Annotated in this window: 14 protein-coding genes and 1 pseudogene; 7 read left to right on the forward strand and 8 right to left on the reverse strand. The window is 42.9% G+C overall.

The genetic code is table 11. From position 1 onward, the window contains the following. Positions 1-70 precede the first annotated feature (70 nt). Entirely contained in the window at positions 71-787 is a 717-nt protein-coding gene (rph, locus tag AACS90_RS17725) for a ribonuclease PH (protein WP_099121072.1), read from the reverse strand. A 139-nt stretch (positions 788-926) separates the two neighbouring features. Between rph and AACS90_RS17730 the strand changes: the two genes are divergently transcribed. After that, positions 927-1,790 (forward strand): YicC/YloC family endoribonuclease, encoded by an 864-nt coding sequence (locus AACS90_RS17730; protein WP_099120960.1) that lies wholly within the window; start codon positions 927-929, stop codon positions 1,788-1,790. Positions 1,791-1,857: 67 nt separating this feature from the next. Here AACS90_RS17730 and AACS90_RS17735 read toward each other — a convergent pair whose 3' ends face one another. Further along, entirely contained in the window at positions 1,858-2,301 is a 444-nt protein-coding gene (locus tag AACS90_RS17735; RefSeq protein ID WP_099120961.1) for a PACE efflux transporter, read from the reverse strand. Positions 2,302-2,408: 107 nt separating this feature from the next. Between AACS90_RS17735 and AACS90_RS17740 the strand changes: the two genes are divergently transcribed. The 4 genes and pseudogenes from AACS90_RS17740 to AACS90_RS17755 all read left to right on the forward strand — a co-directional run bounded on the left by AACS90_RS17740 (position 2,409) and on the right by AACS90_RS17755 (position 6,426). Further along, positions 2,409-3,338 (forward strand): LysR family transcriptional regulator, encoded by a 930-nt coding sequence (locus tag AACS90_RS17740; RefSeq protein WP_099120963.1) that lies wholly within the window; start codon positions 2,409-2,411, stop codon positions 3,336-3,338. 221 nt (positions 3,339-3,559) lie between these two features. Then, positions 3,560-4,753, forward strand: a pseudogene (cml, locus tag AACS90_RS17745) (CmlA/FloR family chloramphenicol efflux MFS transporter); the annotation flags it as partial. 140 nt (positions 4,754-4,893) lie between these two features. Continuing rightward, positions 4,894-5,682: a helix-turn-helix transcriptional regulator gene (locus AACS90_RS17750; RefSeq protein WP_099120966.1), complete on the forward strand. Its 789-nt coding sequence runs from the start codon at positions 4,894-4,896 to the stop codon at positions 5,680-5,682. Between the two features lie 42 nt (positions 5,683-5,724). Next, positions 5,725-6,426 (forward strand): transglutaminase-like domain-containing protein, encoded by a 702-nt coding sequence (locus AACS90_RS17755; protein WP_099120967.1) that lies wholly within the window; start codon positions 5,725-5,727, stop codon positions 6,424-6,426. A gap of 103 nt (positions 6,427-6,529) precedes the next feature. On the opposite strand, the gene AACS90_RS17760 is transcribed toward AACS90_RS17755, so the two are convergent. The 3 genes from AACS90_RS17760 to AACS90_RS17770 all read right to left on the reverse strand — a co-directional run bounded on the left by AACS90_RS17760 (position 6,530) and on the right by AACS90_RS17770 (position 10,019). Next, complete coding sequence (locus AACS90_RS17760; protein ID WP_099120969.1) at positions 6,530-7,081, reverse strand: Ail/Lom family outer membrane beta-barrel protein; 552 nt, start codon at positions 7,079-7,081, stop codon at positions 6,530-6,532. Positions 7,082-7,314: 233 nt separating this feature from the next. Then, positions 7,315-8,370 (reverse strand): TPM domain-containing protein, encoded by a 1,056-nt coding sequence (locus tag AACS90_RS17765; RefSeq protein WP_099120971.1) that lies wholly within the window; start codon positions 8,368-8,370, stop codon positions 7,315-7,317. 233 nt (positions 8,371-8,603) lie between these two features. Next, the gene (locus AACS90_RS17770) at positions 8,604-10,019 is read right to left on the reverse strand and encodes an MFS transporter (RefSeq protein ID WP_099120972.1); all 1,416 of its coding nucleotides are present in this window, start codon (positions 10,017-10,019) and stop codon (positions 8,604-8,606) included. Between the two features lie 94 nt (positions 10,020-10,113). Between AACS90_RS17770 and AACS90_RS17775 the strand changes: the two genes are divergently transcribed. After that, a complete protein-coding gene (locus tag AACS90_RS17775; RefSeq protein WP_099120974.1) occupies positions 10,114-10,770 on the forward strand; it encodes a helix-turn-helix transcriptional regulator in 657 nt (218 codons plus the stop codon). Positions 10,771-10,838: 68 nt separating this feature from the next. Here the strand turns inward: AACS90_RS17775 and AACS90_RS17780 are convergent, their stop codons facing one another. After that, a complete protein-coding gene (locus tag AACS90_RS17780) occupies positions 10,839-12,488 on the reverse strand; it encodes an LTA synthase family protein (protein ID WP_099120976.1) in 1,650 nt (549 codons plus the stop codon). 396 nt (positions 12,489-12,884) lie between these two features. Here AACS90_RS17780 and AACS90_RS17785 point away from each other — a divergent pair, with 396 nt between their 5' ends. Then, the gene (locus AACS90_RS17785) at positions 12,885-14,984 is read left to right on the forward strand and encodes a plasmid pRiA4b ORF-3 family protein (RefSeq protein ID WP_099120978.1); all 2,100 of its coding nucleotides are present in this window, start codon (positions 12,885-12,887) and stop codon (positions 14,982-14,984) included. Between the two features lie 49 nt (positions 14,985-15,033). Here AACS90_RS17785 and AACS90_RS17790 read toward each other — a convergent pair whose 3' ends face one another. Continuing rightward, entirely contained in the window at positions 15,034-15,942 is a 909-nt protein-coding gene (locus AACS90_RS17790; protein ID WP_099120980.1) for an ATP-grasp domain-containing protein, read from the reverse strand. A gap of 38 nt (positions 15,943-15,980) precedes the next feature. Next, the gene (gene cysK / locus AACS90_RS17795) at positions 15,981-16,937 is read right to left on the reverse strand and encodes a cysteine synthase A (protein WP_099120982.1); all 957 of its coding nucleotides are present in this window, start codon (positions 16,935-16,937) and stop codon (positions 15,981-15,983) included. Positions 16,938-16,948 lie beyond the last annotated feature (11 nt).

Below are 16,948 nucleotides of genomic sequence, written 5' to 3' on the forward strand. Positions count from 1 at the left end.
TGCATTATTATCATTCTTGTTGCTGTTATTACAGACATAAAAAAGGCGACTCTTCAGCCGCCTGATCTATTTACTTTTCTAGCGCATCTCGCTGCGCCGCAAAAATAGTTTCCAATCCCCCTTTTGCAAGGGAAAGCAATGAGAGCAGTTCATCATGGCTGAATGGCTCACCTTCTGCCGTACCCTGAACTTCAATCATCCGGCCATCATCCATCATGACAACGTTCATATCAGTTTCAGCCGCAGAGTCTTCTACATACTCCAAATCACAACGGCCTTCACCTTCAACAATACCAACAGAAACAGCTGCTACCATTGATTTCAGCGGGCTTTCTTTCAGTTTGCCATCAGCAACCAGTTTATTCAGTGCATCTACCAGAGCCACACATGCGCCGGAAATCGCGGCAGTACGCGTGCCGCCATCTGCCTGAATAACATCACAGTCTAACGTGATGGTATATTCACCCAGCTTTTTCAGATCGACTGCCGCACGCAATGAACGGGCAATCAGACGCTGGATTTCCATTGTACGGCCAGTCTGCTTGCCTCTTGCTGCTTCACGGGCATTGCGGGTATTTGTCGCCCGCGGCAACATTCCATATTCTGCTGTGATCCAGCCCTGCCCCTGACCTTTCAGGAAACGGGGGATCCCTTCTTCAACGGAGGCATTACATAACACCTTGGTATCCCCAAACTCAACCAGAACTGAGCCTTCCGCATGTTTAGTGTAATTACGGGTGATTGTAATAGGACGAACCTGCTCTACTGCTCTTCCTGCCGGACGCATTCCTATCTGGCTCATAGTGTTCTCTCCGCTGTTAATACTTTATTGGGGGCGCATTATACGGCCTAACGTGGCGAATGCCTATCCTGCATCTGCATGGAGCGTTATAATCTTTCATCATTTTATAAATTGGGAATGAGTTATGATCCGTAGCATGACCGCTTTTGCGCGGCGAGATATCAAGGGAGACTGGGGAAACGCGGCCTGGGAACTGCGTTCTGTCAATCAACGTTACCTGGAAACTTACATTCGTCTGCCGGAGCAATTCAGAAGTCTGGAACCCGTCATCCGTGAGCGTATTCGTTCCCGCCTGACTCGCGGCAAAGTGGAGTGTAACCTGCGCTTTGAACTGGATACCCGTACTCAGGGCACACTGATTCTTAATGAAAAGCTGGCAAAACAGCTCGTTGAAGCTGCTGGCTGGATCAAACAACAGAGCAACGAAGGGGAAATCAACCCTGTCGATATTCTGCGCTGGCCGGGTGTAATGTCTGCCGAAGAACAGGATCTCGATGCCATCAGCGCACAACTGCTGGCAGAACTCGATCTGGCACTGGATGCCTTTATCCAAAGCCGTGAAACTGAAGGTCAGGCACTTAAGGCGCTGATCGAGAAGCGCTTAGATGCCGTAACAGTAGAAGTGGGTAAAGTTCGTGAACAGATGCCGGCCATCCTGCAATGGCAAAGAGAGCGTTTACAAACTAAGCTGGAAGAAGCCCAGATCCAATTAGAAAATAACCGACTTGAGCAAGAGCTTATCTTGTTGGCTCAGCGTATTGATGTAGCGGAAGAGCTGGATCGTTTAGACGCACATATCAAAGAAACACGTAATATTCTGAAAAAGAAAGAAGCCGTCGGCCGTCGGCTGGATTTCATGATGCAGGAATTTAACCGCGAGTCGAATACGCTGGCATCAAAATCAATTAATTCCGATGTAACAAATTCTGCGATTGAGTTGAAAGTGTTGATTGAGCAGATGCGTGAGCAAATACAAAATATTGAATAACGTTTCATAACCTCTCACAACATTTCACAAAGCCAGTAATATCTGAGTATTACTGGCTTTTGTTATCCTAACGAAGCACGCTTTCTTCCTGTGGAAGAGCGGATTTGGGCAATCCGAAAATTTTGTCAAAAGCCCAGTTGAAAAAGAACGTATAGATAGGGATGAAAATAATTAGTGCGAAATCCAGTATGAGCGCCTGAAGTAAGCTGATTGAAAGCCACCATGCAATAAGCGGGATTAAGAAGATAACCAAAGTTAGCTGAAATAAAACAGCATGTACGACTCGACGCCAGAATGTCCGGATGCGTGATTGCTGACGCGATTCCCAGAACTCAAACAATGTATTAAAGATAAAATTCCAACTGACCGCGATGGTTGTAATGACCAGAGCCAGGGGACCTGTAACGCCCGCCGAATTACCGGATAAGAAAGCGAGTGTCAGCGATGAAATCATCCAGCCGATAACTTCATAAGCAGTAATGAAAACCACTTTACGTTTAATGCCCTGCATATTTTATTCGAAACCTGTTTTTGTGCTGTTATTTTGAAACTGGCAAGTTAAATCAATAAACGTGATAATAAAAGTTAACTACTATCAGTTTTATTGAAAGGTTAGATATGCCATTCACCAGCGACAACTTACTCGTGTTCCTGACAGTATTAGATAAAGGCTCATTTTCAGCCGCAGCCAGAACACTACACCGGGTTCCCTCTGCGGTTAGCATGGCAATCGCTAATCTTGAAGCGGAGTTGGGATTTGCCTTATTTGATCGAAAAAGCCGGGAACCTGTACCGACTGAGAAAGCAAAAACCTTGGCTCCTTACGCGCGGGAGATTGTCGATAACTTACGGCAGCTTAATGTTTTTTCACATGAATTGACGCAAGGAGTCGAGAGTACACTAACGATTGGTGTATCTACGGGAGTTAATCCACAAAAATTATTCCTTGCTTTGCATACAATTAATCAACGTTATCCATTAATGAATGTTGAGATTATTACCGCTCCTCAGGACGATATTCTGCCTTTACTGCACCAGAATCGTATTCAATTGGCATTAGTTTTTGGCGGGTTACATGTTAATCCACAGGAACAAATTTATTGCATTGGTCATGAATCATTTATTGCAACAATCTCATCATCTCACCCTTCTTTATCTCATCAGACTTCCCTTTATATTGAGGATTTAGTCCAAACCCGGCAGATTATTATTGCCAGTCATCACCGTGAACCGAGTGATCTTCGTACTCAGGTCGCAACGAAATATTGGCGCACAGATAATTTTTCGATGGCACTCGGTCTGGTTGAAGCAGGTATGGGATGGGGAAATCTTCCTTACTCTCTCATTAAAGAAAAATTAATTGACAGATCACTGAAACAACTGGAATTCCGTAATACAAAAAATGGATTAGTATTACCTATACATGTTGTGTGCCTGAAAGGAAATGCGCTTAAGCGTGGTGCACAAGAATGCGTTGAATTATTACAGCAGAATTTACAACCAAATCACGACGAACAGATAAATGCCGTGCCTATCACAATTAGATAAAAATAGTTAGAAAAAATGAATTATCGTCTATAAAGTATCCATCGTAATTTAAGACTCTTTGTCTCTCAAATTAACAGGATAACCCGATGAGAATGGTCAACGAATACACAACAGATAGATAAGCCGCAGCAATCCTCGTTTTTTCGATTGTTGCGGCGTCCTCAAGAACCTATCAATTCTATGAGCACGCCGCCAAATCCTTAACTTTAGGAGATGGATTCGTGCACACAAAAGATTTTTCCTGGCAATATTCTCTTACCGCCACAATATTATTGTTATCTCCATTTAATTTACTGCCATCGCTGGCGATGGATATGTACCTGCCCGTAATGCCTTTCATCGCTGATGCTCTTGGTGCCGGAGCAGGAACAATCCAACTGACGTTGACGGTATACATGATCCTATTTGGAGTCGGTCAGCTTCTCTTTGGCCCGCTGTCAGACAGGTTCGGTCGCCGCCCGGTTTTACTTAGTGGTGGAGTTGTTTATACGTTAGCTTCATTTGGCCTTGCCATCACTTCATCACCAGAAATTTTTTTGGGTTTCAGAATTATTCAGGCCTGCGGAGCTTCAGCGTGTCTCGTAGCGATGTTCGCCGCTGTGCGCGATATTTATTCTGGCCGCAAAGAAATCAACTTTATCTATGGCTTACTCGGCTCTATGCTTGCCATGGTTCCGGCTATAGCGCCTTTGCTCGGAACACTGGTTGATGTCTGGCTGGGTTGGCGCGCAATTTTTGTTTTATTGGGAATGGCTATGGCAGCTACGGTTATTGTGTACGGGGTATTCTGCCCAGAAACGCGGCAACAAAGGACTGCAGCATTAAAATGGTCGCAGCTACTTCTTCCTGTAAAAAGCATGAATTTCTGGCTGTACACATTCTGCTACAGTGCGGGTCTAGGGAGCTTCTTCGTCTTCTTTTCAACCGCTCCATGGGTAATGATGAACCGGCAAGGATTATCACAAATTACTTTCAGCTTGCTGTTTTCCACAGTGGCTATCGCAATGATGATAGCTGCGCGAAGTGTGGGAAATTTGATCGTACGCTGGGGGCTACTGAATACGTTACGAATGGGTATGTTTTGCCTGATAGCAGGAGCATTGTTGTTATCAGCCGGAGAAACTTTCATACCTAATTCAGTATTGGGTTTCATTATCCCGATGTGGCTTGTCGGAGTTGGAATCGCTATAGCAATTGCCGTCGCACCTAATGGTGCACTACAGGGTTTTGATCATATGGCCGGAACGGTAACGGCATTCTACTCCTGTCTGGGTGGAGTGTTGTTGGGAATTGGTGGAACGCTCACTATTACTCTTTTTTCCAATACCACTACCTGGCCGATTATCGTTTATTGTCTTGTTCTGGCAATAGGAGTGCTTTGTTTTTCTTACATTAATAGTAGGCAATCTGGGCCGCGTTATTAGCGGATTAACCTGAAAATATCACGGCACGAACGGCTTCTTTCTGATAATTCGTGCCGTATTTTCTGGTAATAAACTTATGGTTTATGGTAATACCCATAATATAAATACGCTCTACTAAGGGGTCATAAAATATGTCTTCTGTTCCATTTGTAACAGCATTTGCAGCTGAAGATCATCTAACACTCATCGGAACAGATATTGATACTAATGCTCATAAGCACACTTTTCTGCAATTACTGATCTCCTTAGATGGCAAACCCATAACGGTTACTATTTCTGGGCAAACTTTACAAACTAAATCGATTTTAATTAATAGCGATGTCATTCATGATGTTACATTGAATAACAGGTTTTATTGGCTGACATTGATTAACCATACATCTCCTTTAGGATTGTGTTTAAAGCATCAGTTAATAAATGGAAAAATAAATTATGTAGTATTGGATTACAATAAATTAGCATCTGAGTGTAGGGCAATATCAGCTCAATATACTTCATTGCAGGAAAAAACTTATCTCGTACACTGGGATAATCTACATAAAAAGGCACTGACACAAACTTGCAATCTTAATCACACAATAGGTGATAACCGTTTAAAAGCTATATTAGGTCACCTAATTTTTTCACAAGAAACCTATCATAGTGTCCTTGATATATCAGCAAAAATACCTCTTTCCCCAAGTCGTTTATCACATCTTTTTTCTGAAAAAACAGGGGGAAATCTAAAAAGTTATATTCTTTTTCACCAGCTTGTTAATGCTCTATTTTTAATTGCCAAAGGTAAAAAAGTAACAGATGCTGCCATGCAATGTGGTTTTGATAGTGCTTCACACCTTACCTCCACCACCAGAAAGTTGATGGGTATAAAACCAAGCTTCGCGAAAAAAATCAGCGGATTTTTGAAAGTTTTCTCCTCATAAGTTTTTTAGTCTTAAGTAATTTAAACGAGGAGAAAATAGGTAATGAAACAGTATCTTTCATGCACAGCTTTATTAGATTTTTATGCCGAAAATATTCAGCATTTAATTACCGAGAAAGGCTGGCTAAACCTGGCTCAGACTGAAAGAATAAAAGTAATTTATAATTTTGTTAAAGATGATATTACTTTTGGATTTAATGAGGATGATTCACTTACAGCGTCAAAAATATTACAAATGGGTTATGGTCAGTGTAATACCAAATCTATTTTATTTATGGCTCTTCTTCGTGCGCTAGGCCTTCCCTGTCGCTTACACGGCTTTACCATTGATAAATCACTACAATACGGAATTATGCTAGGGGAAATATATGAAATGGCTCCGCAGGAGATTTATCATACATGGGTTGAAGTCTATATTAATGGGCAATGGCTAAACTTTGAAGGTATCATTTTAGATAAAGGCTATCTTACTTCGCTACAGAAAAAATACGCAACTCATAAAGGAAAATTTGTAGGCTATGGTGTGGCAATTGATGATTTAGCTAATGCGCCTATTGAATGGCATGGAGATAATAGCACGTATATTCAACGGGCCGGAATAGTACAGGATTTAGGTCTATTTGATTCACCGGATGATTTCTTTAGCAAGTATGAACAGAAAATGACATTACAGGAAAAAGAAATATTTGCGAACAAGATACGCCATGAAATAAATCGGAATATTAATCATATTCGTGACAGCTAAGTAGCTCTGGTCGTTATTTACCAGATTCCCCTGAGATTGAATTGAAGCACCCCATTTCCCAACAATAATAGTTCCCCGCCAGATGGCGGGGAGAATATCGGGCTTAAAATCTGTAACCTACTCCAAGATTAAATCCATTTATAGGGCTGTTCATATCCGCTATTTTGAACGTAGTACCTTCATAACCCAAGTTGATCACGAAATCATCTATGGGATTAATTTCAACACCAGCACCATACGCAAAAGAACCTTTTTTCTTGGATATATCACCGCTAACTTTATCACGCTCGAAATTAATCTTAGCATTTGTATAAGCCAATCCCACTAAGCCATACAAACTCACCTGAGGATTTATTCGGTACGCCGGGCCAACAAGGAATGAGGTGTATTTAATATCACCTTTATGTTTTGTCAGACCTTTTGTCTCTGATTTATTAGATAAACCACCCTTGCCTGCCATATAGGTCAAAGAGCCAATAACACTGACAGGGTCATCCCATTCATATCGATACTTGAGATTTACCCCTTTAATATCTTTGAAATTTTTTACTTTACTTTGTGCATAACCAATGGAAGCGTTTTGTGAATCAGCATAAGCAAAAGAACCCACCACCAATCCTGATGTAAGCAAAGACAACAAAAAAACTTTTTTCATATCCATGCCCTTTTTGTAAAAAAGAAAATGTAAAAAAATTCATTTCAGCCAGCCATAAAATATGACTGACTAAAAATAACCCTTTATATTCTCTTGACAGCTTCCGGAAAAAAGCAAAAAAAAAAGAGCTTTTATCTACTTATTTTGGCTAAGATCACAAAAATAAAAATTTCATATCCCAACAGTAGATAAATTACAGTTATTCATCAATGCTGTATTCCTAACCAAATAAATCACCAGCTATCTGAGGCACCCTTATTATCACTCTTACCGCCACCACCAGTGAAAATGTCTTTATTATCAGAAAGCTCTGCATTTTCGACGAATATATCGGAACTACTAACAGGAGATGCAGAATCCGAGCCACCAAAGAAGCGTTTAAATAATCCTCCCACCAATGATGCGCCGAAAAAGAGCACAATTAACACCAGAATAACTGGCAGGAAGAAAATCAGCAGATAATATCCCAGAGGAAGAGCAGGAAATACACCTACCAGACTGAGTACAAACGTAATAACAGCGACTGTTGAGGCGCATTTGAGAAAACGTTTAAACCAGCCACCTGTACGGAACACCGCCAATGGCAGAATTACCATACCAAGCAGCCAGAGGATCAACGGAGCTGAAAAGTCTTCACCTGATGATACATTATCTAATATATTGTCGTTATCGCCAGCAATGTTCGATACACCCTGCGGTGCTTTCTCTTGCCCTGCGTTTTTTATCAATACCCCAATGGAATCAATACTGGCGCGTATCCCTTCGTAATAGTCTCCCTCTTTGAAGGCCGGTTTTGCATCCTTACTCAGAATATTTGCTACCTTTGAATCCGGCAGCTGCTTTGTGAGGCCAGAACCAATAGTAATCCGCATTTTGTGGTCATCGTATGCCACTAAAAACAGAATGCCATCATTACGCTGTTTACTACCTAACTTCCATTCAGCAAATACGCGGGAAGAAAAGGTTTCAACGCTATCGCTTCCTATCGTTGGTACAATCAAAACCGCCATTTGTACTTTATATTCCGAACGCAGTTTTTCCAGCTGGCGAATCAGTCGTTGATGTTCATTCTTAGTCAAGATATTGGGTATATCTGTAATACTCTGGCTAAGAGCCGGAACTTCAACGAGCGTCGTTTCCTGTCGAACTTCTTTTGCGGATACACTGCTTATGCTCAAAAGCAGCGTAAATAGGATAATAATATGCTTTATTATTGAGTGGCTGTATCTTTGGGGGGATGTCTTACTGGTACTAAAACCATCCGTTGGTTGGCTGGAAATCATGAACATCAAATATCCTTAGGTTTATTTTCTAATATATCGCAGCAATATATTATATTTATCTTTCCTTTGACGTCTAATACCGTAATTATCTAAATAATTTACCTAATAATGCCGAATTTAATATGGTACGAAGTGAGGAAATAGCGCTACTTCGTCTACATTGGCTTTTCTGAGGAAAGCCAATGTAGCAATCATATACGTAATGGATTTCAGGCTCTGCCTGCGGTGATGATCTGCTTCTATCGGCTCTCTGCGGTAATCTTTGCTGATTTCCATGCAGTAAATAGCGCCAGTATGGGCGCAATGGCAAAAAGTAAAAAGAGCCAGTGGGAAGCAGAAGCCGCTCCTTCCAGACCACCCGGCTGATAAAAACCGAATATATTGGTCACCATTCCGGCCAGTGCAGAGCCGAATGCAGTAGCAAACAACTGAACCGTTGTAATGGATGAACCGGCAATATTTCTGTCAGCCTCACTGGAAACCTGCAAAATACGGGTCAGTAAATGAGGCCAGCCAAAGCCCACACCAAAACCAAATAGCCCAAGCCCCAGAATGATTGGTAATATTATTTGCCATTCACCTATGGATTTATAAGGCAGCATCGCAAGCAGCAGCAGCATCCCCACCAGCATAAAAGCAGGGCCGCTTACAATCGCAAAACGCATTTTCGCCCCCTGCCAACTGGCACTCATTACTTCCCCAATAGTCCAGCCAATTGCTGCCATTGCAACCATATAACCAGAGGCTAAAGGAGACTGTTCGTGCAGAACTTGCAAAAAATAGGGAACAAAAACATCTCCTGACAACCCAATAACTAAAAGCATCATAGTTGCGAATAAGGTGAGATGAGGTGAATTCAGACTCAGCGCATTTTCAGGCAGTAACTTCACCGAAGCCTTACGTTCATAGAGAACTAACAGAAATACCAGCACTACTGCCGTCATAATACCGAGAATATTAATGCTCACATCTTGTGACAGGCTCCCTGAGGAAACAGCAAGTACAGCAACAGATAATAGGATCAGCTGGGTAATGGGCAAAGCCATTTTGCTTGTCTTCTGTTTTTGCTTCGGAGGTAAAATTCGATAACTAAATAAGGCATAAAGCAAAATCACGGGTAACATCATGCCAAATGCATAACGCCATGCATTCATTTCAGCAAAAATGCCACCAATAGCCGGCCCGATTAAAGTTGCCACTCCCCAGGTACCGGAAATCAACGCCATCGCTTTAGGCCAGAGAGATTCCTCAAACACCAGATTAATCATCAAATAAGAAAGAGCGAATAAAAATCCACCACCAAGCCCCTGAATGGTTCTCCCAACTAGCATGGATTCCATTGTTGGCGCCAAAGCACACCATAAACTACCGATTAAAAAAATCAGGGCAGCAACCAAATAGGCATTTCTCGCACCTGATGTATGCAGTAATCTCGCTGAAAGTATGGAACCAATAATGGATGCTACAACAAACAGCGTTGTATTCCAGGCATAGAGATTTAATCCACCGATATCCTTTACGGCAGAAGGCAGGAGCGTAATCGCAATTAAGGTATTGGCGGCCATCAGCCCGATACCGATCGAAAGTACTATTGCACTGGGTGCGTTTTTACTGGAAAACAGATCCCTCCAGCGATTTTCCTTCGTTATTATCATGCTTATTATCCTGAACTCAGGTTGAGTTGTGAAATATCTTACGTTAAATTAAACAAGGTAAATCTTGGAATAAATTACTGTCAGGTTCAACAATATGTCAAGCATTGACTTGGAAAATAGCACTATTTCCGTACAATCCGTTAGTGAACGGTTATTGATGCTGTTAAAAACACAAGGCGCTATGCAAGCCGCAGATGCCGGTAAGCTCTTAGGCACGACAGGGGAAGCAGCCCGTCAACAATTTGTGAAACTGGCTAAAGAAGGGCTGGTTGAAGGACGCTCTGAAACAAGGGGAGTTGGCCGCCCTATCCAGCTTTGGCATTTAACTGACAAAGGGAACGCCAAATTTCCGGATACACACGCAGATTTAACCGTTCAGATGATTACGATTATCCGTGAGCAATTAGGTGAATCCGCACTGGATGTAGTGATCCAATCCCGCGAACAGGAAATTACTGAAAAATATAAAACAGCGCTAAAAGGCGCTGCCGATCTACAAGAAAAGATTGAGCGTCTGGTTAAAATCCGCTGTCAGGAGGGGTATATGGCGCAATATTTTATTCAGGAAGATGGCACTATTTTATTTGTCGAAAACCACTGCCCCATCTGTGCCGCTGCCAGTATCTGCCAGAGTTTTTGTCGTACTGAGCTGAAAATGTTCCGGGACATTCTTCAGGCACAAGTAGAACGAACTGAATATATTCTGAATGACGATAGGCGCTGTGCTTACCGCATTACGCCACTGAGATAAACCTATACACTTCGTCTTTCAAGTTGCCTCTTTCATTGGCGGCGGCGAAGTGTATAGCCATACAGTGGTTACTCCTTACCCGCCACAGATAACTGCTGGTAAATATAATGCTTATAGCTTTCTACCAGCGCCTTATCCTGACAGTCGTTAAGCTCCCCCCCACACAAATGACGCATGGTCATATTTGCCTGATAGAAAGCGGGAACGCTCAACCGTGCTCTTTCCAAAATCATACCACCGAGAAAAGAGATATCGGTCAGTTTACCGGTCGTTATCGGTGCTCCCTGTTTCAGGTTATCCCTCATGGTAAATTGCGTCAGATGTGCCGGATCAGAAAGGGTAGAAGCGTAATCGTTAAAATGGATATTTGGCTGATGATCACCGAATGTGAGAAAAATGGTCGGTTTGTCACGTTTAGCCACAAACTCACTGAATTCTCTGATCGATGGGTCTGATGCTATGATTTTTTCCATATAATGACTGAATTTTCCGACAGCGGATGAATTATCCAATTTGCCTGCCAGCCCATAATCATCGCTATGGCTCTCTTCATAAGGCCCGTGTTCATACATGGTCAGAGAATAAATAAAGATGGGTTTATCCGTTTCCTTAGCCAGAATAGTTTTCACATAAGACAACATATCCTGTGTGCTGATTTTCCACAAATTCTCATCCATACTTGCCGGATAACCCAGCTCTTGTGGCTGAATAATGCGGTCAACACCCAGTGTCTGGTAAGCATGCCCGGCATGATAAGCCGATTTATTGAATGGAGTCAGTACAACGGTGTAATAACCATTATCTTTCATCGTACGGAACAGGCTGTTTTGCAAATGATCAACCACAAAATAAAACACGCCATTTTTACGTGAGCCAAAATCATCTGTATCCAGTCCCGTCAGAACAGAGAATTCTGATAACCACGTTCCACCCCCAAAAGTTTGCACCCGCAGCAAACCTTGCGCGCTCACATCGGCATCATGCCCGAACATAAAGAGATTAGGTAATCGGGTACCTGTTGGTAATTGATAAATATGTGGGTCGACCGTAGATTCCTGTAATAACACCACCACATCAGGTTTTATTTCTGACTGTGCTTCAAGCAGGGAGACATTTTTTGCCTGCTGCAAAAAATAATCAGCTGATACTCCAAATTGGGGAGGCTGATATTGTGCATCCCGGGCTGACATGACCATATTAGTCATCGTTCCGCGCCCTTTTGGCAACTCTGCCTGCCATTCATTATGGTAAGCACTGACGGTCATATTGACATCCCAGACCCCGACAGCAACCAGTACCACGCTTAATCCACGCCACTTGATACCCGGAACTGGCTTTGCACTTTTCCAGCTCAGGAACATATTGAAGATTAGCCAGACCAGCATAGCTGCAACAGCCAGACCTGCCAGCCAATAATGATGTAATGTTTCCTGATTTGAAGGATCAAGCATAATATTCAAATCAGAAAACATCAGTTGATCTTTGTAGTAATGAACTTTTATCTGGTTGAGGAATTTGATGATAATGAAAAGAGTTCCGGTAAACACCACGGAAAATAACCAGCGCGCTGAAAGCAGAAATGTCAGGCCAAAAAGAATGCTGAATACCCCAACAGAAATCAGTGCAGGATAGATATCACTGCTTTTTTCAAACACTAACAGCAAGGATGCAACCAACAATAGTCCAAAATAGCATCCTGAAATTATTTTTTTATTCATACTCTTGAGTTCCATGTATGAGTGTATAAGACCGGTTTAACATCAGTAGATGAAAGTAGCACAAGTTTTTCAACATACTACAAATAAAATGAAGCCACTCACTCCAGAGTGAATTTATCGTTCAGATGATAAGACTGAGTTTTGGTGAGAATTTACATCTGCCATTTTATCTTTAGTAAATTGATCAATAAGTTAATAATAATCAGCTACCAGCTTATCCATTCACTGAATAAATGCGCGATTAAGACAACAATAACAGGTATCATCAGCATGAAATCCCGCTAATTCTGAGTTTACAATCTAGATTATTCATGTTCATAAAAAACAGAAGGGTGGATTTGACAGTAATCATGATCACTCTTTTAGTTCACCCCTCAATAGTTAAAGAGCTTAGTGATGAAAATAACACCTGAAACATTATCCTCTGCAATAGAAGAATACGCCAAAAAGCCTGAGCAGAAACAGCAGCTAACCCCTCAGCAAACACGTTGGTTTTCCGAGCCAGAGAATGTCTTTATGTTGATCACTCTGGTGATAACACTCCCTGAAGAAACGATGGATGATATCAGGGGTGCCGTTAAAGACTGGCTTGATGTTGCCATCGCAGAACTAGAGTTAGTCGCGATTCATTCCCCGAAGGGAACCAAAGAACAATTTGAGCAGGCTGTTGGATTAGTTTTGGAGTATTGCAAAGAAAACTTCGAGCTTAATCACAAGAATGTCCTGTTATGTATCTCAATCCTGAAGCGATATCAGTTTCATATCAGGACGGATCTTGCACAGCTGATGGAAAAGTCTGAGTATCCTGATGAGACTAATGTTACCCCTTTCCCGCAAAAACCGCAGAAAATCAGGCAACTGATTAATGAGTTTAACCTGAAATCCAGTATCGAATTCATTGAGGTTTTTGAAAGTGGTTTTTCTGTCGCACCACCTGAAGTACTGCCTTATATTCTGACGGAAGTCGTTCAATATCCATGGGGTATTGATGCTTTGCTTCTGCTGACGCAATATTTTGAAGAATCTATTGCGCTTGCCAGTGCTGAAATGCTGGATCAATGCCCTTCTTCGGCCTGGAAAAATTTATCCTATTTGCAGCTTGTGAACCTGTGTGCCCATTTCAACCGACATCCTTCAGTGAAGTCTTATATGAAGCGATGGAAAAAACGCGCTATGGCACACCATAAAGCACGGGCAGCCGCTGAAATATATGAAATATACGCTTCTGAGGTGGATGGCAATGACTGTGCCAGTATGATGATGAAAGTCATGCTGAATAATCAGGAATATCAGCTAAGTATGATGCTCGATTTTAAATCAGGCATCAGAGAGAGCATGCTGAATATCGATCCTGACCAACCCATTCCTGAGTTGTTAGAACAGTTAAGCAGCGATATCAACTTCACTCCGGTTTCTCCGGACTGGCTAAAACAGATATTGCCCTGGATCCTTTCCGTTCAGCAAAATAAGAACACACCACTCGACCTCTATTCACTGTATTGGATAGCCCAACTTCCCATCGACTGGACGCAGCCAGAAGCGTTTGATCTTGAGCAATGGAGCCAGAAACTGAGTTATGAGGTCAATCCTAAGCGACAGGAAAATAGCCGTCTCGGTTACGCCAATTACGGTCACAATGTGCAATCATCGCTCATGATGACTTGGCTGCCACCTGAAGAGTATCTACTGAAAGCGAAAAAACCCAGAGATTTACTGAAACTCTACTATTATGCCAACAAAGACATCTTTGCCGGACGACTGACCTACTCGGCTGCTATCGAGAAATATAAGCTCTCATCAGAAGAGCGCTGCCTGACCAATGAATATCTGGATTTGGCTCACGCGCTTTACGACCCTGCCATCAATCGTAAAAGGTTTGGCTTATTCGACAACCTGTCAGAAGCCAGTTTCCAGCTCTTTGCTATGGGGCTGACTGATACCTCAGACTCAATACTTCCTCAGGGGCTGGTGGTTAAAATCAGCTTAGATGAAGCAAGCCCAGCAGTCTGGCGCCGGGTTCATCTCAGTAACCAGATGACGCTGAGTGAAGTGCATGATGTGATACAGGCTGCTATGGGATGGGAAGATGCACACCTGTTCTGTTTTGAGGTCGGCGGAATAATGATCCCGGAAGAAAATTATGATCAGGTCTGTCTCGGTCTATTTTTACGTGATGTCGGGAGTGAGCTTCACTACCAATATGACTTTGGTGACTGCTGGGATCATCAGATCACAGTAGAAAAAGTTCTGGAAAAAGACATCATTCAACCTAAAGTCACCGCAGGAAACGGGACATGCCCGATTGAAGACTCCGGCGGTATCTGGCAGTGGAACAATGTACTCAAGTTGAGAAAAAAGAAACTGCTGACGGAAGAAGAAGCAGAATACCTAGAATTACTGGGACTGGATCCGCATCAGCCACTAGAGCCTTTTGATAAACAAGAGGCCAACCATAAACTTGGAGCCTTATTCAGTTATCTGGATTATCAGGGCTAAATTTGTCCCCCTGAGAAGCAAACTTTTACTTCTCAGGGGTATTATTCCGTTAAGCAGAATATTTTATCAGTCGATCAGCCAGAGCCTGTGCAAATCGCATCGCCCCACCCTCAGCAAAGGGCAGGTTCAGCGAAGGCTCACATATTTCTATTTCCAGTACAATCGGCTTACCACCTTTATCCCGCACAAGATCCACACGTCCGTAAAGCAAAGCATGATCAAGCCCCATATGCCGAACAGCGGTATCAAGGGCAAGTGAAGCAACTGCACGTTCATCTTCATCTGCCACTCGCGCCTTGCGAAATTCCTGTAATGGGAAATTCACTGTGCCATCGGACATAAGCAAAGCACCTTTACGGATAGCATGGCTATAAACACCGTCGAAGTAGGTCAGGTCAGTCTCGCCCTCACTATCGATTGAAGCCAGATAGGGCTGCAATATTACGTGACAACCTTTTTCTATCAGATAAGTGATGTGCTCGACAGCCTTATCCTCCTGCTGTCGTGTATAGCGCTGAATATCCTTCGAATAAGCTCCTACAGTAGGCTTTATCACAATTTCGTCAGCTTCCGTATGCTCAGCAAGAAATGCCCGCAGGTTCCGTAAGATATTCATACCGGGGCTAATAAACCTGCTAGGTACAACCGGCACACCGTGCGCCGCGAGATCAGCCAGATAAAACTTATCAAGATTCCAGCGCACTACTGGCAAGGGATTCAGCAGTTCTGTTAAAACACTAATACGTTCACACCAGACCAGAAATTCAGGTAAATGATCGACGTAGCTCCACGGAGAACGCAAAAGCACCGCATCAAAACGTGACCAATCAATAGTCTGGTCCTGCCATGAACATATCTCAGTGCTCAGCCCGATAGTGCGACAAGCATCGAGTAACAACGGCATATCATAATCTTCTGGCAAGCTGGCTTCATCAGTAATCAATGCAACTGTATTCATTAAACAATTTCCATCAGATCAAATGTCCTCAAAAATGATTACAGAGATGCCAGCCACTCATCATCTGATCCTTCATTCATCCCTTCGAACAAAAACGTGGAAAGATAACGTTCCCCCGTATCAGGCAGCATTGCGAGTAATACCGAATTTTCTGGTGCACTTTCAGCAACACGAAGTGCTGTTGCCAAAGTCGCCCCTGCGGAAATACCCACAAATATGCCTTCTTCCCTAGCGAGGCGACGGGCTGTATCACGCGCCGATATCTCATCCACGGTCAGTAGCTTATCAATAACGCTTTTATCGAGTATGTCAGGGATAAAATCCGGTGCCAGACCCTGAATTTGATGTAAATTCCAAGAATTACCCGCCAGCACAGCGGCATTTTCAGGTTCAGTAGCAATAATATTTACGTCAGGCCGCGCCAGTTTTAACATCTGACCGACTCCGGTCAGAGTACCGCTGGTACCAAAACCCGTGACAAAATAATCCAGCCGTTTTCCGGCAAAATCACTGAGAATTTCTGCTGCTGTTGTTTCACGGTGATAAGCCGGATTGGCAGGGTTTTGGAATTGGTTAGCACGAAACCAGCCATGTTTTGCCGCAAGCTTATCGGCTAGACGGTTTCCACCACTACTCCCTTCATGACCGGGGAAGAGAATAACTTTCCCGCCATACATACGTATTAATTTACGGCGTTCTACCGAATAACAATCCGACATCACCGCCACGAATTTGTAGCCACGGGCAGCCGCCACCATTGCTAAAGCAATGCCAACATTACCGGAAGTACATTCACAAATTGTATCGCCGGGTTTCAGTAGCCCTTTTGCTTCTGCATCAAGGATAACGGAAAGAGCAAGCCTGTCCTTTACCGATCCGCCGGGATTGAAAGACTCCACCTTCACATATACCGTGGCATGGCCGGGAGCCATACGATTTAATTTAACGATAGGCGTACGGCCAATTGTCTCAAGAATACTGTTGTAGAGAGGCATAAGAAAATCGT

Source organism: Xenorhabdus sp. KK7.4, from assembly GCF_963876465.1.
GTDB classification, from domain to species: Bacteria; Pseudomonadota; Gammaproteobacteria; order Enterobacterales; family Enterobacteriaceae; genus Xenorhabdus; species Xenorhabdus stockiae.

Coding starts and splice junctions, on each gene's coding strand:
- rph (WP_099121072.1), bottom strand. CDS start 787: ATGCGTCCGGCAGGAAGAGCAGTAGAGCAGGTTCGTCCTATTACAATC.
- AACS90_RS17730 (WP_099120960.1), top strand. CDS start 927: ATGATCCGTAGCATGACCGCTTTTGCGCGGCGAGATATCAAGGGAGAC.
- AACS90_RS17735 (WP_099120961.1), bottom strand. CDS start 2,301: ATGCAGGGCATTAAACGTAAAGTGGTTTTCATTACTGCTTATGAAGTT.
- AACS90_RS17740 (WP_099120963.1), top strand. CDS start 2,409: ATGCCATTCACCAGCGACAACTTACTCGTGTTCCTGACAGTATTAGAT.
- AACS90_RS17750 (WP_099120966.1), top strand. CDS start 4,894: ATGTCTTCTGTTCCATTTGTAACAGCATTTGCAGCTGAAGATCATCTA.
- AACS90_RS17755 (WP_099120967.1), top strand. CDS start 5,725: ATGAAACAGTATCTTTCATGCACAGCTTTATTAGATTTTTATGCCGAA.
- AACS90_RS17760 (WP_099120969.1), bottom strand. CDS start 7,081: ATGAAAAAAGTTTTTTTGTTGTCTTTGCTTACATCAGGATTGGTGGTG.
- AACS90_RS17765 (WP_099120971.1), bottom strand. CDS start 8,370: ATGTTCATGATTTCCAGCCAACCAACGGATGGTTTTAGTACCAGTAAG.
- AACS90_RS17770 (WP_099120972.1), bottom strand. CDS start 10,019: ATGATAATAACGAAGGAAAATCGCTGGAGGGATCTGTTTTCCAGTAAA.
- AACS90_RS17775 (WP_099120974.1), top strand. CDS start 10,114: ATGTCAAGCATTGACTTGGAAAATAGCACTATTTCCGTACAATCCGTT.
- AACS90_RS17780 (WP_099120976.1), bottom strand. CDS start 12,488: ATGAATAAAAAAATAATTTCAGGATGCTATTTTGGACTATTGTTGGTT.
- AACS90_RS17785 (WP_099120978.1), top strand. CDS start 12,885: ATGAAAATAACACCTGAAACATTATCCTCTGCAATAGAAGAATACGCC.
- AACS90_RS17790 (WP_099120980.1), bottom strand. CDS start 15,942: ATGAATACAGTTGCATTGATTACTGATGAAGCCAGCTTGCCAGAAGAT.
- cysK (WP_099120982.1), bottom strand. CDS start 16,937: ATGCCTCTCTACAACAGTATTCTTGAGACAATTGGCCGTACGCCTATC.